Origin of the sequence: Segatella albensis DSM 11370 = JCM 12258 (assembly GCF_000426565.1) — a bacterium.
GTDB lineage: Bacteria > Bacteroidota > Bacteroidia > Bacteroidales > Bacteroidaceae > Prevotella > Prevotella albensis.
The window spans coordinates 250,171-276,217 of record NZ_AUFP01000002.1 but is presented as its reverse complement, the minus strand read 5'-3'; the positions used below and the strand labels follow the sequence as shown (position 1 = coordinate 276,217).

General features: G+C 40.9%; 17 protein-coding genes. 14 read left to right on the top strand and 3 right to left on the bottom strand.

The features are described from left to right. The first annotated feature begins 12 nt into the window (after nt 1–12). The gene (sov, locus tag K333_RS0102695; RefSeq protein WP_027452302.1) at nt 13–7,539 is read left to right on the top strand and encodes a T9SS outer membrane translocon Sov/SprA; all 7,527 of its coding nucleotides are present in this window, start codon (nt 13–15) and stop codon (nt 7,537–7,539) included. A 102-nt stretch (nt 7,540–7,641) separates the two neighbouring features. Here sov and nadB read toward each other — a convergent pair whose 3' ends face one another. After that, nucleotides 7,642–9,237: an L-aspartate oxidase gene (gene nadB / locus K333_RS0102690; RefSeq protein ID WP_027452301.1), complete on the bottom strand. Its 1,596-nt coding sequence runs from the start codon at nt 9,235–9,237 to the stop codon at nt 7,642–7,644. A gap of 100 nt (nt 9,238–9,337) precedes the next feature. On the opposite strand from nadB, the gene K333_RS0102685 reads away from it, so the two are divergent. The 4 genes from K333_RS0102685 to K333_RS0102670 are packed head-to-tail and all read left to right on the top strand — an operon-like array spanning nt 9,338 to nt 12,686. Beyond that, entirely contained in the window at nt 9,338–9,748 is a 411-nt protein-coding gene (locus K333_RS0102685; protein WP_024989021.1) for a PH domain-containing protein, read from the top strand. After that, the gene (gene dacB, locus K333_RS0102680) at nt 9,745–11,022 is read left to right on the top strand and encodes a D-alanyl-D-alanine carboxypeptidase/D-alanyl-D-alanine endopeptidase (RefSeq protein ID WP_027452300.1); all 1,278 of its coding nucleotides are present in this window, start codon (nt 9,745–9,747) and stop codon (nt 11,020–11,022) included. The genes K333_RS0102685 and dacB overlap by 4 nt, the downstream gene beginning before the upstream one ends. A gap of 18 nt (nt 11,023–11,040) precedes the next feature. After that, nucleotides 11,041–12,159 carry a mechanosensitive ion channel family protein gene (locus tag K333_RS0102675; RefSeq protein ID WP_024989022.1) on the top strand — a complete coding sequence of 373 codons (1,119 nt, stop codon included), beginning with the start codon at nt 11,041–11,043 and terminating at the stop codon, nt 12,157–12,159. Further along, a complete protein-coding gene (locus K333_RS0102670) occupies nt 12,159–12,686 on the top strand; it encodes a hypothetical protein (protein ID WP_024989023.1) in 528 nt (175 codons plus the stop codon). The genes K333_RS0102675 and K333_RS0102670 overlap by 1 nt, the downstream gene beginning before the upstream one ends. A gap of 22 nt (nt 12,687–12,708) precedes the next feature. On the opposite strand, the gene K333_RS0102665 is transcribed toward K333_RS0102670, so the two are convergent. Both K333_RS0102665 and K333_RS0102660 read right to left on the bottom strand, forming a co-directional pair. Continuing rightward, nucleotides 12,709–13,413, bottom strand: a complete 705-nt coding sequence (locus tag K333_RS0102665) for an SIMPL domain-containing protein (protein ID WP_024989024.1) — start codon at nt 13,411–13,413, stop codon at nt 12,709–12,711. 152 nt (nt 13,414–13,565) lie between these two features. Further along, nucleotides 13,566–15,239 (bottom strand): hypothetical protein, encoded by a 1,674-nt coding sequence (locus tag K333_RS0102660; protein WP_024989025.1) that lies wholly within the window; start codon nt 15,237–15,239, stop codon nt 13,566–13,568. 723 nt (nt 15,240–15,962) lie between these two features. On the opposite strand from K333_RS0102660, the gene K333_RS0102655 reads away from it, so the two are divergent. From K333_RS0102655 to K333_RS13275, 9 genes are all read left to right on the top strand, one after another. Then, a complete protein-coding gene (locus tag K333_RS0102655) occupies nt 15,963–16,100 on the top strand; it encodes a hypothetical protein (protein WP_154652967.1) in 138 nt (45 codons plus the stop codon). A 75-nt stretch (nt 16,101–16,175) separates the two neighbouring features. After that, nucleotides 16,176–17,648, top strand: coding sequence for a radical SAM/SPASM domain-containing protein (locus K333_RS0102650; protein WP_027452299.1), 1,473 nt, complete (start codon nt 16,176–16,178; stop codon nt 17,646–17,648). A gap of 38 nt (nt 17,649–17,686) precedes the next feature. Next, nucleotides 17,687–19,993 carry an outer membrane beta-barrel family protein gene (locus K333_RS0102645; protein WP_027452298.1) on the top strand — a complete coding sequence of 769 codons (2,307 nt, stop codon included), beginning with the start codon at nt 17,687–17,689 and terminating at the stop codon, nt 19,991–19,993. Then, the gene (locus K333_RS0102640; RefSeq protein WP_024989030.1) at nt 19,993–22,191 is read left to right on the top strand and encodes a peptidase domain-containing ABC transporter; all 2,199 of its coding nucleotides are present in this window, start codon (nt 19,993–19,995) and stop codon (nt 22,189–22,191) included. Before K333_RS0102645 ends, K333_RS0102640 begins: the two co-directional genes overlap by 1 nt. 7 nt (nt 22,192–22,198) lie before the next feature. Further along, on the top strand, nt 22,199–22,381 hold the full coding sequence (locus tag K333_RS0102635; protein ID WP_024989031.1) for a hypothetical protein: 183 nt from the start codon (nt 22,199–22,201) through the stop codon (nt 22,379–22,381). Between the two features lie 1,113 nt (nt 22,382–23,494). Further along, on the top strand, nt 23,495–24,538 hold the full coding sequence (locus tag K333_RS0102630) for a replication initiation protein (protein ID WP_024989032.1): 1,044 nt from the start codon (nt 23,495–23,497) through the stop codon (nt 24,536–24,538). Nucleotides 24,539–24,756: 218 nt separating this feature from the next. Next, nucleotides 24,757–24,975 carry a DUF4248 domain-containing protein gene (locus tag K333_RS0102625; protein WP_051230842.1) on the top strand — a complete coding sequence of 73 codons (219 nt, stop codon included), beginning with the start codon at nt 24,757–24,759 and terminating at the stop codon, nt 24,973–24,975. Between the two features lie 171 nt (nt 24,976–25,146). Next, nucleotides 25,147–25,731 (top strand): HU family DNA-binding protein, encoded by a 585-nt coding sequence (locus K333_RS0102620; RefSeq protein ID WP_024989034.1) that lies wholly within the window; start codon nt 25,147–25,149, stop codon nt 25,729–25,731. Between the two features lie 205 nt (nt 25,732–25,936). Next, nucleotides 25,937–26,047, top strand: a complete 111-nt coding sequence (locus K333_RS13275; protein WP_161624548.1) for a smalltalk protein — start codon at nt 25,937–25,939, stop codon at nt 26,045–26,047.

The window sequence follows — 26,047 nt, the reverse complement described above, 5'->3', positions numbered from 1 at the left end:
GAATGTCCTTCCATGAAGGTAAAGCGATTTCATAATTTCATATTCGTGCTGATACTGGTCTTGACCGGTACCTATGCTATTGCTATGCCTTATCTTCAGGATGACAGGGTACGTCGTCGAAGTCGTATTCAGAAGAAAACGCGCGAAAGTCAGAAAGAGACGACTGTTTCTAAAGATTTGGATATCATAGAACAGCCAATCTTGGATCAAGAAGATTCTATACCGGACTCACTATTGCATCCGCGATGGAAAATCCAGCCAACGCAACCTATCACCGTAGAAGATCTGGACCAGAATCCTGCAGACCTGAGACGACCGGATAACCTAATGCAGAAAGTTGTCTATAATGATTCTATTGACCGATATATCATTGGCAGCAAGATGGGGGGAACATGGATTAATACTCCTATCATGATGACGACAGCGGATTATCTGAAATGGACAGAACGTAAACAACGTAACGATTGGTTTAAGAAACAAAATCAAACCTTTATGGAAAATAAAGGTAAGGATAAGTTTGATTTCACGGATATGCATTTCGATTTAGGACCGGCAGAAAAGATATTCGGTCCCGGAGGTGTGAGAATCAGAACTCAAGGAAATGCAGAACTCAAGTTTGGCGCTACGACGAAGAATATCGATAACCCGTCAATTCCGATTCGCAACCGTAAAACGACCACTCTTGATTTTGATGAGAAGATTAATCTGAACGTCAACGGAAAGGTGGGCGACAAGGTGAATATGAATCTGAATTACAACACCGATGCAACCTTTGACTTTGATGCACAGAAACTGAAATTGAAATATGACGGTAAGGAAGATGAAATCATCAAACTCATAGAGGCGGGTAATATATCCTTTCCTAGCAACTCGTCTCTTGTCAATGGCGCAACCAGTTTGTTCGGCTTACGTACAGATATGCAATTCGGTAAGTTGAAACTACAGATGGTAGCCTCTCAGAAGAAGAGTTCCACAAAGAGCGTGAGCTCGAAAGGTGGCACCCAGATGACACCTTTCAATATCGATGTAGCCAATTATGAGGAAAATCGACACTTCTTCTTGGATCCTTATTTCCGTAATAACTACGATCGGTATATGAAGACCATCCCGACGGTTACCTCGGGAATAACCATCAATCGAGTAGAGGTATGGGTGACCAATAAATCAGGTTCTACATCTAATACACGAAATATTATAGCTATTCCAGCGTTAGGAGAGGTGTCGAATGGAAATGGCAACCCTAATAGAAATGCGGATGGTATCTATTCCCAGTTGCAAGGAGTACCTGAAGTAAGAAATATCGATCAGGTTGCTGACTATCTTGAAGGGAAAGGGATGACAGGTGGCGTAGACTATGAGAAGGTGGCCAATGCGCGACAACTTACCCCTTCGGAATATACCGTAAATAGTTCTTTAGGCTACATTTCTTTGAAAGCATCTTTGCAAACCGACCAAGTTTTGGGTATTGCTTATGAATACACTTATGGTGGACAAACCTACAAGGTTGGAGAATTTGCAAGTGAGAATACCGATGCCAGTCAGACGCTTCTTGTAAAGTCTCTGAAGAATACGAGTAGCAACCCGCAGCAACATAACTGGCCGTTGATGATGAAGAATGTCTATTATTTAGGTTCAACGGTTGAGAAAGATAAATTCAAACTCGATGTCAAATTCCAAAGTGATTCTGCAGGAGTTTATCTCAATTACATCCCGAATGTCAAAGTGAAGGAATATCCACTCATAAAACTCTTGGGAGCAGATAGACTTGACAATAACAATAAGGCAAGGAGTAATGGATATTTCGATTATGTGGATGGCTATACGGTGAGTGACGGTCGTGTCTTCTTTCCAGCAGCAGAACCATTTGGTAAATATCTCTATCAGGCATTGGTAAATGCCGGACTTTCTGCAGATGAGGCCCGTAAATATTCATATACAGAACTTTATGATAGTACCAAAATCGTTGCCAAGCAACTTGCTGAGAAAGATAAGTATGAATTGGTAGGACAGTTTCGTGGTACTACGGCTAATGTAATCTCTTTAGGAACCTATAATATCCCTTCGGGATCCGTTAGGGTGACAGCCGGTGGTATCACCCTAACGGAGGGAGTGGATTATAGTGTAGACTATTCTGCGGGTGAGGTGACGATTCTCAACCAAAGTTTGATAGATGCCGGTACAGCGATAAGTGCTACCTGTGAGAGCAATAATGATTATGGGCAGACCCGAAAGACGATGTTCGGCGTGAACTGGGAATATGATTTCTCGAAGAACCTTCAGTTGAGTGGTACACTTCAGCATCTTCGGGAACAAGCTCTGACAACAAAGGTGAGCATGGGAGAAGAACCTCTGAACAATACCCTTTGGGGTGTCAATATAAACTGGAAGAAAGAAAGTCAATGGCTTACCAATATGCTCAATAAGATACCTTTCCTCCATGTCACAAAGCCTTCTCAGATTTCCTTTACCGGAGAATTCGCGCAACTTATCGCACATTCAGCCCATAACACGCAAGATAATGCTTCGTATATCGACGATTTTGAAAATACGAAGAATGTCATAGATGTGTCCACCCCAACATCGTGGGTCCTTTCCAGTTGTCCAAGTGTCTTTGCTGAGTCAAAGGATAAAAGTGGACTGACGAGTGGTTTTAACCGCAGTCGTATGTCGTGGTATAATATTGATCCACTCTTTACTCGCCGTAGTAGCAGTCTGACACCCCCGCATATCAAGAGCGACTTAGATCAGTTGAGCAACTATATGGTGCGCGAAGTCTATATGAGCGAACTTTATCCAGACCGTGATCGAAGCAATTATATGGGTACTACCAGCACCCTGCCGATACTCAACATAGCATATTATCCGAACGAGCGTGGCCCATATAATTTTAATGTCCAAGATTTGAAAACAGATGGTTCACTAGCCAATCCTACCAGACATTGGGGAGGAATGATGAGAAAACTGGAAACTACAGATTTCGAAGCAGCGAATATCGAGTATATCGAGTTCTGGATGATGGATCCTTTCGTATATACCAATGCTCAGAGCGATGCTAACCAATATGGTGGTGATTTCTATATCAACCTTGGAGAGGTGAGCGAAGATATCCTTCGTGATGGAAAGAAATTCTATGAGAGTGGAATGCCTGTGGATGGTAGCAATAGCTGGACAACGACCCAGTGGGGACGTATCCCGACACAGCCTGCCGTTACCTATGCCTTTGCCACAAGTAGCGGAAGTCGCGCTTTACAGGATGTAGGTTTCAATGGTCTTACGGATGCACAGGAACGAGAATTCTATAAAGCCGTCTATCTCGACCAGATTCAGGGTAAGGTAAACCAGGCCGTCTTTGATAGCATCTATCACGACCCGGCCGGTGATGATTATCATTATTTCCGTGGAACAGACTGGGATGAGCATCACACATCAATTCTTGACAGATACAAATATATCAACAATCCACAAGGAAACTCTCCTGATTCTGAAAACAATCCGGAGAGATATGATACGTCCTATAAGACGACGCCGGATGTAGAAGACATCAACCAAGATTATACGTTGAATGAATACGAACAATATTACCAGTATCATATCCGTCTGACTCCTGATCAGATGCAAGTGGGCAAAGGGTTTATTGTGGATAAGCGTGAGACACATCCTACACTTCGCAACGGTCAGCAGGGAAATGTCACATGGTATCAGTTTCGAATTCCGCTCGACCAATATTCTAGTAAAGAAGGTCGTATCAATGATTTTACAAGTATCCGTTTTATGCGCCTTTATCTCACAAGATTTCAGAAACCTATCGTCTTGCGTTTGGCTAACCTGGATCTTGTCCGTGGTGAATGGCGTGTCTATAATCAGAATCTATCCAATACTTCCGGCGGAACCTTAGAGGCAAGTGCTGTAAGTATAGAGGAAAATAGTGACAAGATGCCAGTTAATTACATACTTCCTCCTGGTATCCGTCGAGAGCAGGACCCTACACAACCTCAATTGGTAGAGTCTAATGAACAATCGTTGAGTCTGGTGGCGAAGAATCTCAGTAAAGGTGAGGCTAAAGCTGTATATAAGAAGACAAATCTTGACCTTCGCCAGTACAAACGTATTCAGATGTTTGTTCATGCCAATGCACTTGATCCGAATATCACGGGTCTTGAAGATAAAGATATGAGCGTCTTTATCAGATTGGGGAGTGACTATAAGAGCAACTATTACGAATACGATATACCTTTGTCACTCACAGCATGGGGAAAATATAATAAACAATCTTTGGCAGACTGTAAAAAGGTATGGCCGGAGGAGAATATGCTGGATGTTCCGCTCTGTGTTTTCACCCAAGTAAAGAAAGAACGTAACCGACTCTGTGGTTTGGGCAATGACCTACGTACATATTCTACCTATACCGATGACAAACCCAACAATAAAGTGACAATCGTAGGTAATCCTTCACTTGGTGATATCAAAACCATGATTATTGGTGTGCGCAACAACTCCGGTGAACAGAAGTCAGCAGAGGTTTGGGTGAATGAACTTCGACTGATGGAATATAATAATGATGGAGGATGGGCTGCCAATGGCGTACTCAATGTACAGTTATCAGATTTCGGTACGGTTAATGTTCATGGCAAGTATGTGAGTGAAGGATTTGGTGGATTGGAGCAAGGTGTGAATGAGCGTTCACAAGACAATGAAGGAACCTTGCAGTTTACCACAAATCTGGAATTAGGTAAATTCTTTCCGGATAAGGCAAAGGTTACAGCACCACTTTATTATAGTGTAACGAAAAATAAGGTGAAGCCGAAATACAATCCGATGGATACGGATATGAAATTGGATGATGCTCTCGATGCCACATCCAATAAGGTGGAGCGCGACTCTCTTGAGAGCATTGTCATCACTAAGCATACAGAGACTAATTTCTCACTTTCCGGTGTCAAGATAGGTATTGCCAACAAGCATCATCCGATGCCTTATGATCCTGCCAATTTCTCATTCACCTATTCTCACGATCATTCTTATACGAGTGGCGAAACAACGATTTATGAAAAGGAGGACAATTGGAAGGGAATGATAGACTACAGTTGGACTCCTATATATAAGTCGTGGGAACCATTCAGGAATTTCAAGAATAAATGGATGGAAATCTTTAGACGGTTCGGATTAAATTGGTTGCCACAGAATGTAGCCTTTAATTCTACGATGACCCGTCATTATTATGAATTGCAGGAACGAGATCTGGAAGCTATCGAGAATACGAGTCTTCCTGTTAACTTTGATTCTCAGTTCTTATGGAATCGTGAGTTTAGTTTACGTTGGGATCTTACCAAGAATCTCCACATGAATTTCCAGAGCGCTACCCATGCAGAGATAGAGGAACCTAATAGTCCTGTAAACAAAGTTCTCTATGCTGACCAATATCAGGCATGGAAAGACTCCGTATGGACAAGCATCAGGAAGCTTGGCAAGCCATTGAATTATAATCAGAATTTCACATTGTCTTATCAGTTACCTCTTCATCTCATTCCTGTTTTTGATTGGCTTCATGCAGATGCCAATTATAATGCTACTTACAACTGGGTTCGTGGCGTTGAGATAGAGGAAGGAAAGAACTTTGGTAATACCATCGTTAGCAACCGCAGTCTGAATGTGAATGGTACGTTTAATCTGGAAAAACTCTATAATCATATTCCGTTCCTTAAGGCTGCCAATGAGCGATTCAATAGGAGTAAGAGCCGTAGTCAACTTGTGGCTCAGGATAAACGGCGTCGGCAACAGAAACAACAGGATCATTTGCAGAAGATTCTTCCTAAGAACCAGAAGAGCTTTGAAAAGGAAATTACGCTTCTCCCTGATACAATGATTACAATTCAGCATGGCAAGCACTCCAAGCGACTGAATGTAATGGGCAAGACATCAGATGGTAAGGTTATCCGCTTACATTATCGCAAGATAGATGATAACCATATAAAGATTACCAATAGAGTAGATTCTGCTTTGAAGATCAAGATCATCGTTACCCCGAAGGAACCTCTTGACGATCAGCGATGGTATAAGACCTCCCAGATGGTAGCTCGTACACTGATGATGGTGCGTAATGTGAGTATCTCGTATCGCAACCAGTATTCGATGTCACTTTCAGGTTTTGAACCAAGTATCGGAAAAGCCTTCGGACAGTCCCACCGAGGAGTGCTGTCGCCAGGACTTGACTTCGCATTCGGTTTTATCGATGACGACTATATCAAGAAAGCCAACGAACAAGGATGGTTGCTCAATGATACGATGCTGAGTTGTCCTGCATCGACGAATCTTATAGAAGATTTGCAGATTCGTGCCACCTTAGAGCCCGTTCATGATTTGAAGATCGACCTCATGGCCAGTCGTAATATCACCACGGGGCGCAGCATTCAGTTTATGTATCCTGGTATGCCGAGGACGCAGACCGGAGCTTTCGCTATGACCACAATATCTATTGGTTCAGCATTCGAGAGCATCGGCAATGCAACAGAAGGCTATCATAGTAAGACCTTTGATAAGTTTGTCAGTCTTCTTCCTTCCTTCTGTGATCGAGTAGAATCACAATATATAGGAACACGTTATCCATCCTCGGTAGAAGGATATGCCGGAAAACCTTACGATAAGAAATTGGGAGGAGTCGACAAATATAGTAGTGATGTGATGATACCGGCTTTCTTGTCTGCTTATACCAGTATGCCTGGTCACTCATTGGAACTATTGCCTGCTGTCACCCGTCTGCTACCCAACTGGACCGTTCGATATAGTGGCCTGAGCAAACTACCTTGGTTCCGTGAGAAGTTCAAGAGTTTTAATATCAATCATGCCTATCGTAGCATCTACTCTGTGGGTACCTATAACAGTTATAGCAACTTCATGGCATATATGAATGGGTTAGGTTATATCTTCGACTCAGCCAATACCCCCGTTCCGCACAGTATGTTCGATATTTCACAGGTAAGTATCCAGGAGTCATTCTCCCCACTGCTGGGCGTTGATGCCACCTTTAATAACAACATGACCGCGAGGGTAGAATACCGTCAGACTCGTAATCTGTCGTTGAGCATGACAAGTGTTCAGTTGAATGAAATGCAGAGTAAAGACTGGGTTGTCGGATTGGGATATAAAGTGAATGACTTCAATCTGTTCGGATTCTTAGAACCACGTCGTCGTCCTGTAAAGGTTAAGCGAAATCAGTCAAACCAAGCCGACACCTCATCAGACAATCGTTCAACTTTCAACAACCGACGCTCCGGAGTGAACAGAGATTTGAATCTCCGTCTTGACTTCAGTTTCCGTCGACAAGCCTCTCTTACACGAGATATCGCCACGATTACCAGTATGGCAAGTAGTGGTAATACAGCTATCAAATTGAGTTTCTTGGCAGATTACACATTGAACCGTTTGCTCACAATGAGTTTCTATTACGACCGTCAGACCAACAACCCATTACTGTCAAGTAGCAGTTATCCTACGACGACGCAAGATTTCGGGTTGAGCATCAAGTTTAGTCTTACCCGATAAAAAAAAGACATCTGTAACGCATCATCCATGTCGTTGTAAGCGACTCAGACGGGCGTTACAGATGCCTGTTATATAATCTTGGATTACCAAGAAAACGAATGATCAGTCTTTCTTCTTATCGTAGGCATGAACAGGATAATCCACAGTATAATGCAGACCGCGACTTTCCTTTCTCTCAATAGCCATACGAGTGATGAGATATCCGGTATTGATCATGTTTCGGAGTTCGCAAAGTTCCTTGCTTACCTTAACGCGCTTAAAGAGATTCTCAGTCTCCTCGTAAAGCAAATCAAGACGATCCCATGCACGTTTCAGTCGTAAGTCACTACGCACAATACCTACATAGTTGCTCATAATTTCTCCCACCTCTTTTACACTTTGGGTGATAAGAACCTTCTCCTCGTTGGTGAGAGTACCCTCATCATTCCATGCAGGAACCTGATCATTGAAGTCATAGTCATCCACGTGTTCGATACTGTGCTTGGCAGCAGCGTCAGCATAAACGACAGCCTCGATAAGTGAGTTGCTGGCCAGACGGTTACCACCGTGCAGACCGGTGCAAGAACACTCTCCAAGAGCATATAGTCGTTCAATACTAGAACAACCATTCAGGTCAACCTTGATGCCACCACACATATAATGAGCTGCAGGGCGAACAGGTATCATCTGTTTTGTAATATCAATACCAATGGTCAAACACTTAGCATAAATATTAGGGAAATGACGTTTCGTTTCTTCGGCATCCTTGTCAGTCACATCAAGGTAAACATGATCCAATCCATGAATCTTCATTTCATGGTCGATAGCGCGGGCCACGATATCACGCGGAGCCAAAGAACCACGTTTATCATATTTCTCCATGAAGGTTTCACCGTTTGGCAACTTCAGTATACCGCCATAGCCACGCATAGCCTCAGTGATCAAGAAGGCAGGGTGCGTTTCCCCCTGATGATAAAGAGAAGTAGGGTGGAACTGTACGAATTCCATATCTTTCACAGTACCCTTTGCACGATATACCATAGCCTCGCCGTCACCCGTAGCAATGGCAGGATTGGTTGTATTGTTGTACACAGCCCCACAACCGCCCGTACACATTACGGTAACCTTGCTGAGATAAGTATCCACCTTTTCAGTATCAGGATTCAACACATAAGCACCATAACAATATATATAAGGTGTGCGTCGAGTAACGCGAGCTCCCAGATGATGCTGAGTAATCAATTCCACAGCAAAATGATTCTCCTTGATGTCGATGTTAGGGTTCGAGCGTACCGCAACCATCAAGGCGCGTTGAATTTCCGCACCGGTATCATCAGCATGGTGAAGGATTCGAAATTCAGAGTGGCCACCCTCACGATGAAGGTCAAAGTTACCATTCTGTAATTTATCGAAGTTGGTTCCCCATTCCACGAGTTCCTTAATCTGAGAAGGAGCTTTAGTAACTACTTGCTTTACTGCATTATAATCGCTGATATAATCGCCGGCGATCATAGTGTCTTGAATGTGTTTGTCGAAATTATCGACCTCGAGATTAGTGACCGAAGCCACTCCGCCCTGAGCGAAAGATGTGTTAGCCTCGTCAAGGCTAGTCTTGCAGATGAGGCAGACTTTACCTTTGTGCGATTTAGCTACTTTCAAGGCATAGCTCATACCGGCGATACCTGCGCCGATAATCAAAAAGTCGTATTTGTAAGTCATACAATTATTGTTATAACGTGTGCAAAAGTAATAATTTATTAGCATAATACGGCAGAAAAGATATTTTTTTTGTAATTTTGCAAACGAATTTAGTAACATTATGGATCGAAGATTTCATCAGCGCTTTACTGTTGCAGCAAAGAGCGGAATTGCCCTTTTTGTGCTTTTGGCCTTTTATTTCTTTTGGGCAAAGAAGGCCATCGTAGGGTTGTTTCTCATAATTATTGTTGTGGGAATGGTAGAGCGTGTTATTCATACATCCTATATTTTTCGTCGCGTGAAACCCATTGACCGTGATGAAGAGCATGAATTCTTGATTATAGACAAAGGGCGATTCTCTTTCAATAAGAACATTCCCGTTGAAGAGATTATCAAGGTTACCCCGATGAAATCCAATTTCGGTTTGAGTCATTATCTGCTGCTAGAGTATGGCGCAGGAAATCTGACTACGGTAATGCCTGAGAATGAGCAGGCTTTTATCGAAGAATTGAAAAGAAGACGAACAAAATGATTAATTTTAAATATATCCTTTTAGGTGCATTCCTAGGCTTGTTGGCGCCTATGAATGCTCAAAACACCAAAGAAGAGATTCTTGATGACGACTCCCTGCAGACTGAAGTTTCTGATTCTGCGATGGTAGATAGTCTACAAGCCGACTCGATACCGAATCTTCCTTGGCCAGAATCAGTAAAGTATCGTATCGACCGATTGCTGGAGAGCAAGATGTTTGAAACATCACAAGTTGGTATGATGGTATGGGATTTGAGTTCCGACTCCTGTATCTATGCACATAATGCCAGATGGTTGATGCGTCCCGCCTCTTGTATGAAACTCGTTACGGCGATAACAGCCCTCGATAAACTTGGTGGTAGCTATCAGTTTAAGACCCAGTTGAAATATACAGGTGCAATTCATGAGAATGTCATTGATGGCGATGTGTATTGCGTCGGTGGCATGGATCCCCGATTCAATAATGACGACTTGTCAGCCTTCGTATCAAGTTTGAAAGAATTGGGTGTAGATACGATTCGTGGGAACATCTATGCCGACAACAGCATGAAAGATGCCAACCCTTATGGTGAAGGATGGTGCTGGGACGACAAGAACTACACACTCACCCCGTTGCTGTTAGGACGAAAAGATCAGTTTATGAGCCGCTTTATCAGTAAACTGCGTGAGGTAGGAATCTATTATGCAGGATACGGTTCCAGCGAAAAGAGATGTCCGAGCGACGCCTTCCTGATAACCACCCGTACCCATTCCATTGATCAGATATTGACAAGGATGATGAAGGAAAGCGATAACCTTTATGCCGAGTCGATGTACTATCAGATAGCCGCATCCACGGGTAACCGACCGGCATCAGCCCGAAGTGCCCGTTCCGTGGAACGTCAGTTGATCAGTAAGATCGGTCTCGACGACGGACGATATAAACTAGCGGACGGTTCCGGACTATCCCTATATAACTATGTAAGTCCCGAGCTCCTAGTTCGTTTACTGCGTTATGCCTATCAGAATGAGAACATCTATAACCATCTGCGCTCGGCTCTACCAATAGCAGGTGTAGATGGAACCCTGAAGAAACGTATGAGAGGAACTTTTGCCCAAGACAACGTACATGCGAAGACAGGCACAGTGACCGGCATCATCTCTTTGGCAGGCTATTGCAAGGCCAGCAACAATCATATGCTATGTTTTGCGATTATCAATCAAGGCATCATGCACGGAAGTAATGCCCGCGCATTCCAAGATCGTGTATGCAATGCACTTTGTCAGCCACAATAATTTATGATCTCACGTGATATGGAAATAGTAAGAATCAATGTAGAGCATCTGCTCCGGTTTATTGGTCTTTCAGGGAATATGGTCCCTTTGATGTACCATGTCCTTCTGATCATCATATCTTTTCTTGTCGCATGGTTTTGTGATTGGGCCAGTCGCCGACTATTCATTCCCATAGCACGTCGACTTACCAAATACACCGAAGCCCAATGGGACGACATCCTATTCAATGAGAAAGTCCTTCGGTCAGCATGTCATATCATTCCGGCGATAGTGATTTGGAAGTTGATGCCGATGATATTCTATCAGCACAGTGTCGTTCAAGAAATACTAGCCCGTATCACCGCCATCTATATCACCGTGATGTCTACCCGCACGGCAGTCACCTTTATCGCAGGTTTTGACCAGATCGACACCGACAAGCAACGCTCCGCGGCACATCAATACCTCAAGAGCTTCTGTGGCGTGTTGCGCATCCTTATCATCTGCGTTTCTATCGTCATCATCATAGCCCTAGCTTTGGGCAAGAATCCGATGACCCTTTTTGCAGGTTTGGGTGCTACATCAGCAGTGTTGATGTTAGTGTTCAAGGACACCATCGAAGGATTTGCGGCAGGAATTCGTCTTACCAGTAACGATATGCTTCATCGTGGAGATTGGATTACCGTACCCGGAACCGATGTGAACGGCATCGTGAAAAATATATCCCTTACCACCGTTAAGGTACAGAATTTTGATAATACCATAATTACCGTGTCCCCAAAGATGCTTGTCAACGGATCTTTTCAGAATTGGATAGGCATGCAACAGTCATTAGGACGCCGAGTACAACGAAAAGTATATTTCGACGTGAGGAGCATAGCTTTCACCGATAGCAAACATACCGAAACCAATATAGGGCGTTTCCGCAAAGACGTAGAAGAATACCTACGCCAACGTAAAGACGTCAATGCAGATATGTTGATCATGGTTCGCCAGATCGAAGCCACCCAGTGCGGCATCCCTATGGAGTTCTATTTCTTCCTGAAGCAGAAAGAATGGAAACAATATGAGATGCATTTGGCAGAAATCATGGAACACATCTATGCCCTAGCCCCAACATACGGATTAAAGATTTACGAACAATATCCAGAACAATAATGGAAAATTTTGAAGAACGACTACATAACGATTTGCACCAGTATCTACAACAGTTAGGCAAGTGCGATGCACACATGCCCGAGTGTCCTGATGTAGAAGCAAAGTGGGAACAGATTGCCCGCAGCTACATCCCTGACGGTGCCCGCGAGTTTGCCCATTATCCCACAGCCTCGTTAGGTTGGATGATGTATATAGGAATGGCAATGGCCAAATACTGGGATACCGAGTGGGAAATCTATGACAAGATAGAAGCCCCGTATCATTACCTTCGTGATAAGCGAGGATACGACAACATGGATGAATTTATCCGTCAGGAAGTATTGTTGCTCGAAGGCGAAGAATATAAATCTACAGAGAATCTTGTTGGAGAATGCGCCTCGAGAGTATATAATATCCTGCAGCATCAGAGGTTCGAACCAGGAACCCCGGAAGCATTCCGAGGTTATGTCGCCTGTCTGCATCAACTGTATCTTATGGGAATGGCCATACAGTTGAATGCTATGGGATACCATATGCAGAAACTTTAATTCAAGTTTCTGCATATCCATCTTAATCCTTCAGAGAGTAAGTAACCGTTGTCACTACTCTAATCTTCTTAATCCAAGGCGTATTAGAATCTCTGTCATCGATAGAGAACTGTCCTTGATCAGCATTGATGATCTTGCTAAGTTTAGAATGACTGTTAGCAGCAAACTGTTGAGCCGTCTTTTCCGCATTCTCTATAGCCTCCTGCATCATCTTAGGTTTCATCTTTTTGAAAGCCACAAACTCATACGTAGTAGGATTCTCATAGCCACCGGAAACGATAGCGATACCCTGATTGAGCAATTCTCCTTGTCGTGAAATGATTTTTCTCACGAGTTTCACGTTATTAGACGTAACAGTGATAATAGACGTGATGTTGTATCGCTCATCATGATGATTATTGGAGTAAGTGTCAGCATTCATATCAACCACCTTAGGCGCGTTGATACTCATCTCACTATCCTTGATACCATGAGCCTTCAAGAACGCCTTGATTTTCTTTTGCTTGGCAGCGATACGAGAGTATAATTCAGGAAGGTCATTGCCCAGTTCAGTGAAAGCGACAGGCCATGTCACCTTATCCGCTTCAACCTCTTGCTCAGCAAGTCCTTTTACCTCAACCTTTCTGTCTTTGTTGGCGAAATCATCTATTCCCCATTTCATGCAGACACCTAATATAATAATTCCCAGTGCTATCAGAGCTGCAGATATTATTCTATTGTCTTTCATATATTAAAACGTTTTTAATGATTAATAATAACTTTCGAATCGCGATATATTATCAAGATGATTCGTTGCAAATATATGAAATAATCAAGTTACAGGTCGTCAAAATACTGTTAAAAAAACGAATACTATATAAATGAAGTTTTTTGTATCCATTATTCGTAATTCATCACTCGGTCATATTTCTTGCTCCATCGCCATACGGTAGCGCGTGACAATCCCGTCAACAGAGGAATTAAATTTCTGGATACACCGATATGAATAAGATAGCACACTTGCATCTGTTGCTCATTGCAAGAGCCCAATTCCTTGAAAAGACTATCCTTGAACGAAGGATATAACTTATCTACAGCCTTATAGAGAAGTTTCCAATCAGCAGTCTCCAAACTTCTCTTGTCCTCGGCCGATTTCTTTATTGCGCGTACTATCTCCTCAGCATTATCTTCCAATTTAGACAAGTGTAGCAGTCTTGTGATTTCCTTATTCTGTTTTTTCTTATCCGACAGTTCCTGCTCTTTCTCGTTGAGCCTTTTACTATAAATAACCAACTCCTCATTTACACATTGCAGTTCCTCTTTTGCCTTATCCAGTTCTATGGAGTTTTTGTCAAGCCCTTCCTTTGAATTCCTCAGTTCTATCTCCTTTTGCTCTATCTCCTCATGTAGTTTCCGATCGTCCTCAGAGACACGTTGCAGTTCAGAAGAAAGAGCAAGTATGTTCTGCAGGTCCTTATTTTTTTTCTTCACATATAAGACATAGGCGATACATACCATCAGAATCATGAAGAAAGAACCACCGACAAGCAAATTCCTATATCTGTTTATCTTACAATTTAGAGCATGTTCTTTTTTTTCATCTAAATGATATTGAAACTCATTGTTTACCGTTGCAGCCATTTCCTGTCGCTTTCCGAAATCAATAGAATCGCTCATTCTCATAGTGATATCCGCATATTTACAAGCATCACCTGCATTTCCGTTCTTCTCATATATACGAAACAAAAGTCTGGAAGCATCATATATATACGTGATATCCTTTACGTTATCAACAATCCGTTTACAATATATAATCGCGGAATCATGATTCCCCATGGCATCATAATACTGTGCAAAGGCCATACAAGAGGCAGCCGAAGAGTCTGCTAATGCACTTTTGTCAATCAGAGACATACATTTCTTAGCCTTCGCTATATCTTTCATATCCGAATAATCTTCCAACATATCGATCAGTAGACTCTGGTATTTAGAGATATTCTTAGCCCTAACGATAAGAGCTAACGCAGCATCGAATGCAGCTTTAGCCTGCTTCGTACGATGTAAGGCGAGATAAGAAGAGCCGATGTGCAAATTAGGCAACACCTCATCAGTCCCTAAACTTTTGCACATCTCATATTCTTTCTTTGCCATCTTAACAGCCTCCTTGTAATTCTGCACAAGATATTGAAGATAGTTAATATCCGAGTATGTGTTACGCAGCATAATAGAATCACATTTTCCCCTATTGGCGTAATCTATCGACTTCAAGAAGTTTGTCAAAGCCCGTGGTGTATCATGTAAGTCACGATAAACGCTACCGGCATAATAGAAAACCTCCTGTTTATCCTCATTAGAGCCATTATTCTTGAAATATGCTATAAGGTTTTTTATCATGATATCAGAGTTAGGCATGTGTTCAGCCTTATCATTCAGTCTGATGCGTAGCAAGTCATACTTATTCTTAACATATTCATTTTCCCCTCTGATTTCTAGTTCAAGCGAGTCGAGCATAGACAAAGCCATGTCAGGGTTCTTATCACCTACACCTTTTATTCTCTCCAATTCATCCAACATAGGATTCCTGGAACAGGAAAACGACAAGCATACACAAAGCATGCACAGTAGAAATATGATGTGTTTTTTTATTTTCATGTGGCATTTTAATTGTAGGTGTAAAGGTAATAATAATATTTCAAATTACCAAATAAAGACAGAATTTTGTTTCAAAGTGTTTCATCCCGTTTTATAATTGTAGATATTTGTTCTCAAAAAACGTATTTTTAACATATTTTGTAAATGACTAATATGCAGACTTTTATACCGTCTTTGAATAAAGATGTAACATTATTTAACATATGGTGAAACACATTGAAACAACTAAAATTTCTCTTTCTTGATAATTTGAGATACATTTGTGCTCAATAAATAAGCTAATGTCTGTAGAAAATCTTTAAAAGAGTAAACGTTATTTATTTAAATTCATGATTATGCAAACAAAAATTAATATTAGAAGCAGTACTTGAACAAGTACAAGGTTTTGTTGTATGCGGAATCATTATAGTCTAGTTAAAGATTTTAAGTTCACTCTCTGATGATAGGATGGACTTATAAAGTATAGACTCTCAATAATGGCTTTTATCACTAATCCTTGATAGTTGTATATTGTGATCTTAAGATAGTTAATAAAGAGTATAACTTGCATATAATTTATAAATTAACAGTATTAATAAAAAAATTAATTAACTAAAAATGAAGAAACATTCTTTAGAAGCAAAGAATTTGCTTAGCAAAGCAGAAATGTATGAAATTAAAGCTGGTGGTAATGGTACAAAAAACATGACAGGTGGATCATGTTCTATTTGTACAACTTGTGTAGGATGTACTACATCATGCACGGCTTGCACTTCAACGGCTATGGATGTGATTGTGCTTTAATTTAGAGCAAAGAGGGGTAATGTGATTAAAAAAAATCCATTACCCTATATCCTATAAATTAAAATAAAATAAAAAATGCATTATATTTCTCTTAATCCTAGGTATGTCTTAAAGCCTGATTCTGGTAGTACTCTTATTTTAGCATCATTGGTTGGTAGAAATCAACTAGAAGGTATTGAAGATTCCTTTACCAATATTATACATCCAATTTATGCCATGATATTAAGTTTTGTCGATGGACGAGATGCTCAGGAATGTATTGAGGATGCTGCAAAATCTCTTGATATTTCTCAAGACTTAGTAGAAGGGTTCGTAGAAAAATTAATGGATAATCCTAGTCAAGTTATTGCAAAAGGGGATGACGGAATATCTACATTTCCACCATATACAATTGTGACTCAAAAAGAACCAGTTTTTTTTAGAAGGTATACGCCTGAATTGTTCGATTACGAAAAAATTGATTTGCGAATGAAAAGGCATCTTACGCCATCAACTATCACATTGATGTTTAATAATGTTTGCGTAACTAATTGTATATATTGTTATCAAGACAAATCTCGTACAGTGAATTGCAAAATTCCACTTCAACGAATAAAAGATATAATACAGGAAGCATATAAATTGCATGTGAACACATTTGATGTAATCGGAGGTGAATTCTTCTTGTACAAACATTGGAGGGAAGTTCTTACGGAATTAAGGAAATATGGCTATAACCCATATCTTTCAACAAAAATGCCATTGGGAGAGTCCGATATTCAATATCTTGCAGAACTGAAAGTTTGCGATATTCAGGTTTCCTTAGACTCCTTAATAGAAGAACATTTAATAAGTTCTATAGGTGTAAAAAAAGGCTATACAAAGAGAATTATCAACACTTTACAAATGCTTGACCACTATGGTATCTCAATTATGGTTCATTCTGTTTTAACTAAATACAATAGTAGCATTGATGATATGAAATCTCTCTATGATGTATTAAAAGGAATTAAACATTTAGCAAGTTGGCATATAGTTAAAGGAGATGAAACTTTATATCCAAGAATAGAGTACAAAAAAATTGAGATTGAAGGAATAGCTCTTGCCAATATTATTAATTATCTTAAAAAAATAAAAGAAGGGAGTAAAATTAAAATTATATATCCTCAAGGTATTATTGAATCTAAACGAACGAAAGAAAATACTAATATTGAGGTGAAAAAAGACTTCTTTAATCGTTCATTTTGTAGTGGTCTATTTTCGTCTTTATATATACTTCCAGATGGTCAAGTTACAATGTGTGAACAGCTATATTGGAACAAAAATTTTATTGTGGGAAACATAATAAGAAACAGCATACTAGAAGTATGGAATTCTACCAAAGCAAAATCTCTATTTTATATAAAACAGAAGGACATTCCATCAGATTCGAGGTGCAGTAGATGTAGCGATTTCAGAAGATGTCGAGAATTAAGACAAGTATGTTATCGTGAGATTATAAAGAAATATGGATCAGCAAAATGGTACTACCCAGATGTAAAATGCCCATATATGACTAATGTTCAGTAATGTGGAAATGAATATGATAATATACTAAACCTTATATTATGCGTAATACATTAACTACAGTAATAGCATTAATCCTTGGGGCACTAAGTATGTCTGCCCAATCAATATTATGTGGAAAGATTGTTTCAGAGAATGGCACTCCAATCCCTTATGCTAATGTTATCCTCTTAAATCAATCAGACTCTGCATATATCTCTGGTACTATAGCCGATGAAAAAGGTAGATTCTCCATTCTGACAGAGCCAAATCGTATCATTAAGGTAAGTTGTGTAGGATACAAGGATACCTTCATTAACCATTTTAAGAAGGATTCCGTTCTCATCACATTAGCCACAAGCAGTCAGTTACTCAACGAAGTGGTGGTAAAGTCTTCTTTGCCCGTTACACGAATAGAAGGAAATGCATTGGTTACCAACATCAAGGGTTCCATCTTGGAAAGAATTGGTACAGCAAAGGATGTTCTTGGTCGCTTGCCAGGCATTATTGTCGAAGAGGGAACTGTTTCCGTGTTGGGGAAAGGAGCACCGGCAATCTATATCAATGGTCAATTGGTGAGAGACAATCATATGTTGGAACAGTTGCAATCTATCAAAATCAAGAAGGTAGAACTCATTACGAATCCGGGAGCCCGATATGATGCAACCGTATCCTCCGTTATCCGCATCTCAGCCGAGCGCAATCCCGGTGAAGGCTTCTCTTTCGACAGCAAAACCTCCGTTGGCTATCGCAACTATCCATCTTTCTCAGAGCAGGTTGACTTAAATTATCGTTACAACAATCTGGATGTATTTGCCATGCTGGAGTATGATCGCAGTAAAACAAAAGGAACTTCTGCCAACATACAGAATACTTGGCTCACGCAACATTATATGCAAGATATTGGTATGAGTTCATCCGCACGTCAGCAACTTTACGAGGGTAAGGTAGGGTTCAATTACAGTATCACGCCCAACCACACCTTCGGAACTTACTATCAAGCATCCCATAAACCGATAAAGGTGAAATCCCGATTTCATTCGGAATCGTGGATTGATAAGGTGTTGAACGAGACAAGTGACGTTACTAAGGAGACTGAAAACAAGACTACGGAACACCTCATTGACGGATATTATTCTGGTATGTTCGGAGAGTGGTCACTCGATGCAGCCTTCGACTTACTCTGGAAGAACAATGAAAACAGAGAACGTTCATCGGAGAATTTCAGTAATTCCACCAACCGTACCGTCACCATCGATGACAATTCCAAAGGTCGCCTTGTAACGGGCGAGCTGAATGCTTCTCGTCCCCTTTGGAAAGGTAACATCAATATGGGTATAGGATATTCTCGCAGTCAAAGAAGTGAGGAATCTATAAATGCGGAGCATGTCATAGGGAACACCGATGATGAAGTACGTGAAGACAATATGGCTGCGTATGTAGAAACCTCTCAACGCTTAGGCCGTTTAAATCTCCAGTTGGGAATGCGCTATGAACATATTGACAGTCGCTATTATGATGGAGGAGTAAAGATGGGCGAACAGTCTCATATCTATGATAATCTTTTTCCTACGGCATCGTTAATGTTTCCCATCAAGAAATCCATCTTGATGTTGAGTTATGCTAAGAAATATGAGCGTCCTTTATATTCCCAATTAAGTGGAACCGTTTCGTATGTCAATCGCTATCTGTATCAGAGTGGAAACCCATTCTTGAAGTCACAATATGATGACAACCTGTCTCTGACATTCCGTTATCGATGGTTGATATTGATGGGCAACTACACATATACAGACGGGAAGATCATTGATGAGTGTCAGCAATATGGCAATGACGGAACCATCACATTGCTGCGTAAAGGAAACTCAACTTCAGCTCTGCACAAATATCAAGTTATAGCAGTATTTGCGCCACATTTTGGAATCTATTATCCTAATTTGATGATGGGAGTTATCGGCCAAGATTTTCACATGAACTATCTCGGCACAGAGAAAGCCTTCAACAAGCCGATGTTCATGGTCAGATGGAATAATCTGTTTCATTTCAAGCAAGGATATCTTGCAAATATAGATATGAACTGGCGCAGTTCCGGAGATTCCGAGAATATTAGAATGAAGAAAGTATGGTCTTTGAATACCGGTGTTACCAAACAGTTTGGCAAATGCTGGAATGTGAAACTGTCTGTAAACGATTTGTTCAATACTTCGATGAAAAATGATTTCACGATATATAGTGGTGTCAGTGACGTGAAAATCATGAAGCGTATAACATCCAGATGTATCGAATGTACTGTGCGCTATAATTTCAATACGACAAAGTCGAAATATATTGGAAAAGGTGCCGGTAATGCGGAGAAAGAAAGATTATAATGACAAGAATTACACTCTATAAACAGTATGATTCCATGCAATGCGGCATAGCATGTATGGCGATGATTTGCAAGTACTATGGGAAAGGGTATTCCTTTGAAACTCTTTCCCATCTATGTACTGCAACAACAGAAGGGGTGTCATTATTAAGTCTAAAGAAATTAGGAGAGGAACTTGGGTTGGAAACTCTTTGTGGAAGAATAAGTATATCACAGATATCAGAAATCAATTCTCCTTGTATCCTCCACTGGAACCAAAACCACTTTGTTGTGTTATACAAAGTAAAGAAAGGAAAGAAGTTCTATATCGCCGATCCTGGCAAGGGACTTGTGAAGTATAGCCTTGACGAGTTCAAGGCACATTGGATAAGTACGAAATCAGATGGTGAGGAAAAAGGGATTTCCATGTTTCTGGAGCCTACACCCGAATTCTATAAGATACAGCTGGAAGATGAGAATATGAAGGAACAACGCTCTTTCAAATTTCTCTTTAAATATATCAAGAAATATCGCCGCTATTTCGGACAGATTATCTTGGGATTGCTTGTAGGAAGTTTGTTGCAACTTATCTTGCCTTTTCTCACACAGTCTATCGTCGATGTGGGCATCAAAAATCAAGATATCGGCTTGATATGGCTGATACTCCTCGGACAACTCATGCTTACCGTTAGCCGTACGGCCTTCGACTTTATACGGCGATGGCTGTTGCTGCACATCTCCATGCGGATAAATATCTCACTGGTGAGCGACTTCTTCATCAAGTTGCTCAAACTCCCTATGGCGTTCTTTGACACAAAACTGATGGGTGATCTCATGCAGCGCATGAATGACCATAGTCGTGTGAACAACTTTCTTACCCAACAGACTCTGAATGTTACGTTCTCGATATTTACATTCATCGTTTTCAGTATCGTGTTGTTGTCGTATAATTGGCTGATATTCTCTATCTTTATCCTGGGAAGTCTCCTCTATGGTGGATGGCTGACGATATTCCTCAGAAGGAGGAAAGTTCTGGATTATGAACTTTTTGAACAGCAAGCCATCAACAACAACAAGACCTATGAGTTTATTACTTCCATGCAGGAGATAAAACTACAAGACTGCGAACAACGTCGTCGATGGGAATGGGAAGATACGCAGGCTGACCTCTTCGGGGTACAGATGAAATCGCTGAAACTCCAGCAGACACAGGAGGCCGGAAGTATCTTTATCAATGAGCTGAAGAATATCATCATCACTGTGGTCGCTGCAACTTCCGTCATTCATGGACAGCTGACGCTTGGTATGATGCTTGCCGTGCAGTATATCATAGGGCAGCTCAACTCTCCTGTGGAACAACTCATGAACTTTTTCTATTCCGTACAGGATGTGAAAATCAGTTTGGAACGTATCAATGAGATACACAATGTGGATGATGAGAACGGAAAGACCGGATTACAGAAAGCGATAAAAGACGATGATAAAGGAATTGATATAGAGCATGTGAACTTTAAATATGATTCCCATGCGCTGAAAACGATCATCGACGATGTGAGCATCCATATTCCTAAAGGTAAGGTAACGGCCATCGTGGGAGCTTCGGGCAGTGGAAAGACTACGCTCATCAAACTTATGCTGGGGTATTATCCTGTATTGGCTGGAGAATTAAAAATCGGAGATACCAATATCAATTCGCTTAACAAGAAATGGTGGCGCAGGCAATGTGGAGTTGTTATGCAGGATGGAGTTATCTTTTCTGAATCTATTGCACGCAATATAGCTGTTGATGATGGAGATATAGATCAGGAACGACTGCTCAAGGCTGCCGAAATAGCCTGCATCAACGATTATGTGATGGGGTTGCCTTTAAAATACAACACCAAGATCGGACGTGATGGTGTGGGATTGAGCCAAGGACAGAAGCAGCGTATACTGATAGCGAGAGCAGTATACAAGAATCCCGAATATATCTTCTTGGACGAGGCGACGAACTCTTTGGATGCCAACAATGAGCGAATGATTGTTGAAAACCTTGGCGAATTCTACAAGGGAAAAACTGTGATTATTGTGGCGCATAGACTTAGTACGGTGAAGAATGCCGACCAAATCATTGTGCTAAACAATGGTAAGGTGATAGAAACAGGAAATCATCAGGAACTAACTCAAAAACGTGGAGCATACTATAATCTTGTTAAGAATCAATTAGAATTAGGAAATTAAACGGTATATGGATAAGAGTAATGAATTGGAGAAAATAGAGATTCGTAGTGATAAAGTTCGTAAGATCATTAGTGGAAGACCGCCTTTCTTTATACGAAATGGGACAACGATCCTTGCGGTCTTGCTCTTGATCATTGCACTTATCATATATGGTATGTATTGCAATGATTTGTTAGCTAGCAGAAATTGATAGTTGTATCAACAAAGGATAACTAAATATTACAAATAAGAACTATTTCTTCGATGGACAGTTGTCAACCTCGGTTGATGCTGTCCTTTTATGGTATCTCTCAAATCAGAAAGAGTGTAAACGATTCTAGTTAAAGTGTCAACTTTTTAAGAAAAATGACAGTCAACTACATCCGGGAAAGACAGAATTTTGTTTCAAAGTGTTTCATCCCGTTTTATAATTGTAGATATTTGTTCTCAAAAACGTATTCTTAATATATCTTGTAAATGACTAATATGCAGACTTTTATACCTTCTTTGAATAAAGGTGTAACATTATTCAACTAAAATTTCTCTTTCTTGATAATTTGAGATAACTTTGCGCTCAACAATTAAGCTAATTAATCATGAATTTCTCCGGTTTCTTTTGAATACATCGTATTTTACCGTAATAGGAGATACATTGAAATTTTTGCCGAAGTCCACAGCCAAAGTGGTACTCCCGAAATGAAGGCTAAACTTAAGAAAGCGAAGATATTCAACTCTTGCTTACTTGTTTTTGACTTGGCTCTGGTTTTTCTTGCGAGTTATTGTGTTCAGTACAAATTATTTTATGTGTTATCATGAGACAAATCTCGGAAGTATCATTAAAATATGAACCTCGACCTTTTCAATTTGTAACTAAACAGGTGTATAAATAATAAGTATTGTTATTTATGTATGTCAATAATAACAAACTGTAAGTTTTTCATAGGTGTAGGTTATGATTTTAAGGGTGGTACCCGACTTGAGGTGTGTCTCCCTTTTCGCATCGTCAATAGCATCATTTTACGCAGTTAACTTCATCGGCTTACGAAGTTAACTGCGTCAGCTTACGAAGTTAACTGCATCAGCTTACGAAGTTAATTGCGTTTTTTATATCTGATAGAAGAAGTAGAAAATGAGAATAAAATAGGACTAAAAAAATATACAAAACGAAAGTATTTTTTTTACTCGATTTTCTTGTATATCTCATCAAATTTTTGTACCTTTGTAGGTACAAAATAAATCATACGTGACAAACGCAAAGCGTTGCAAACTCGCCTGGCACATCGCCAAGTTACTACGTTTAGCCGCGTTATAATAAAATAACATAATGGCGAGAAAAATATTGAAGTATATGACTATACCAGGAGGCATGGGACGTGCTAAAGCCAACTATACAAAACTTGGCGAATATATGTGCTGTTGCGCACTGAGTAAGATGAAACCCATCTTTGATAATGTAATGGAATATCACAGGACAAGGCTTGTTCCGAAATCTCTTGTAAAATTATATTACATGAAACCTGATGAGTGTTATGAGGTGAAAATTCATTACAGAGAAATCGATCCTGTACAATCTCACTATTGCCGTATTGGTAATGAGGCTATGAAGATCTCGTCTACGCCGTTCTGTTACCCGTACATCAATCCCCAGACAAGGAAAACGTGCTATCGGGAGTTCCCTCGTCTGGCTGAGGTCATCGATTTGCCGGAAGAACACATGGTGAGCTTCCGTTTCCCTCGCGACGTGATATTCTTGATGCTCCGTCTCGATTTCGGTGTCCATAACATCAGTCTAGAGGCCATACAGAAAATGAAAAGTCTACATACCGTCCGACTGTATCTCTATCTCGCTTGTTGGGTGTCTATGGGTAACTGTAGGGTCACTTGGAATAAACTGATTCAACTGTTGTGTCCAAACACGAAGATAGCAGCCTCGAATTCTATCCGAATGAAATACATCGATCGGGCTAAAGGGGAGATGGATGAACTCTTCAGGGAGCACTATCTCAGATTCTCTTTCAATTACAAAAAGTGCATGGAGATAAATCCTACTACCGGAAAACAAAAGATTAAGGGACTGGAATTCTTGTTGAAGTTTGAAGAATCTAAAGAGGAGGTAGCGGAAAACAAGTTTGTCGATGGCATTCTGCGCAAAAAACTCTTCAATGAGTTGCAAAGGATCTTTGACTTGACCGGAGAGCAGACTGCTCGCCTCTTGGCTACTGTCCACTATCAGGATAAAGAGGCGATAGTGCATGCGATCCAGAATGGTGAGAGGAGGATGGCCGAGAATAGATCTCAGCACAAGGTTTTCATGGCGTATGCTTATCTCAGAAAGGCATTCAGTGATATCCTCGGGCATTGGATTTAGCCCCCACTTACCAATCTGTACATGAAGGGGTAAAAAAGTTACCAATCTGTACACACAGAGTTACCAATCTGTACATAAAGGCCGGTAGCTTATTACCAAAGTGTACATTTACAGCGTTGTAACTTATTGAGTACTAGTATGTTGCCGGTACCTAAGATATTACTTAGTGTAGATAGTATTAAGATATTACACTAAGATAGACGTAAAAACATTTTTTTATGGAAGTAAAAAAGGGTATGATTTTAAAATCAGAGTTAGCTCAGTGCTACTTTCCAAATGCATCAACTCCAAGTATTGCACGTACGGATCTGATGCGCGTCATCAAGAGATGTTCTGATCTAAACTCGGAACTGTTGAAGAATGGATATAAGAAGTATGGCAATTACTTCACCCCTAAGGAGGTGAAGCTCATCGAGGAATATTTGGGCGAACCTTAATGCTTTTTCGCATCATTTCGCATCATTTCGTTGCGAATCGCAGCAAATCGCAACAAATCGCAGCATTGGGATTTGGGGATGTTGTATCTTTGCCATCGCATTCGAAAAACGGATGTGCCATGTGGGCGTAAGCCCTAACACGTGGCTATAGTTTATCTAAATTTTTAGCGTATGCCAGTAGATTACAGTGTTACTAAACTTGTTCCAACTTTGAGCACCAACAAGGTTCCTAAGTTTTATGCTCGTGCCCAAGTGAGAGACAACATCGACATCAAAGCTTTCGCTGAGAGTATCTCCAGTCAGACCACTCTGAGTCGTGCTGATGTCACTGCGGTGTTGATCTCTACGGTGGAGAATCTGATAAGAGAACTGAAACGAGGCAATCAGATATGCCTTGGCGACTTGGGTAAGTTCCGTTTGCAGATTAACAGCGTCGGTGCGGATAGTGCGGATAAGTTTAACGCTGCTTCTAATATCAAGGGAGTTAACATCCAGTTTGTTCCGGGTGATGATCTGAAGGGTATCTTCACGAATATGGAATTTGAGCAGGTGGCCAGTCGTGTTGCTCAGAAAGCTGCTGCCAAGGCTGAGAAGGATGGCAAGAATACCGTCGACTTGGCCGAAGCTAAGGCTAAGGCGAAAGCCAAGGGCAAGAAGGAAAATGGTGGCTCTGAACATGGTGGTGAGCCAGCAGGCGGTACCACCCAGGGTGGCGGTTCCGAGGAGTCCGGAGAGAAGGGTGGCTCTGAGGTCTAATCGCCTCTCCGGGAGAACTTTCTCCTTTATCGGCCGGTAGCGGACAGGGTAGCGACAGGACCACACGGGGATGACGAAGATGATGTCATCGGAAACAATACACACGGTCTTGAGGAACTATCGGCACTGCCGGTCTTTCCTTATCAACGAAATGTCGAACATGGGTATCCGCCCTCTCGGAGGGTGCTCAACAAAAAAAAATATTATGAGTTTAGAGTCGAAGAGACAAACTTGGGCGGAGATCATCCGCTTTGTCATCACGGTGTTATCAGCGATAATCGGTTCATGGGGCGTAGCTTCATGCAAGGCGATATAA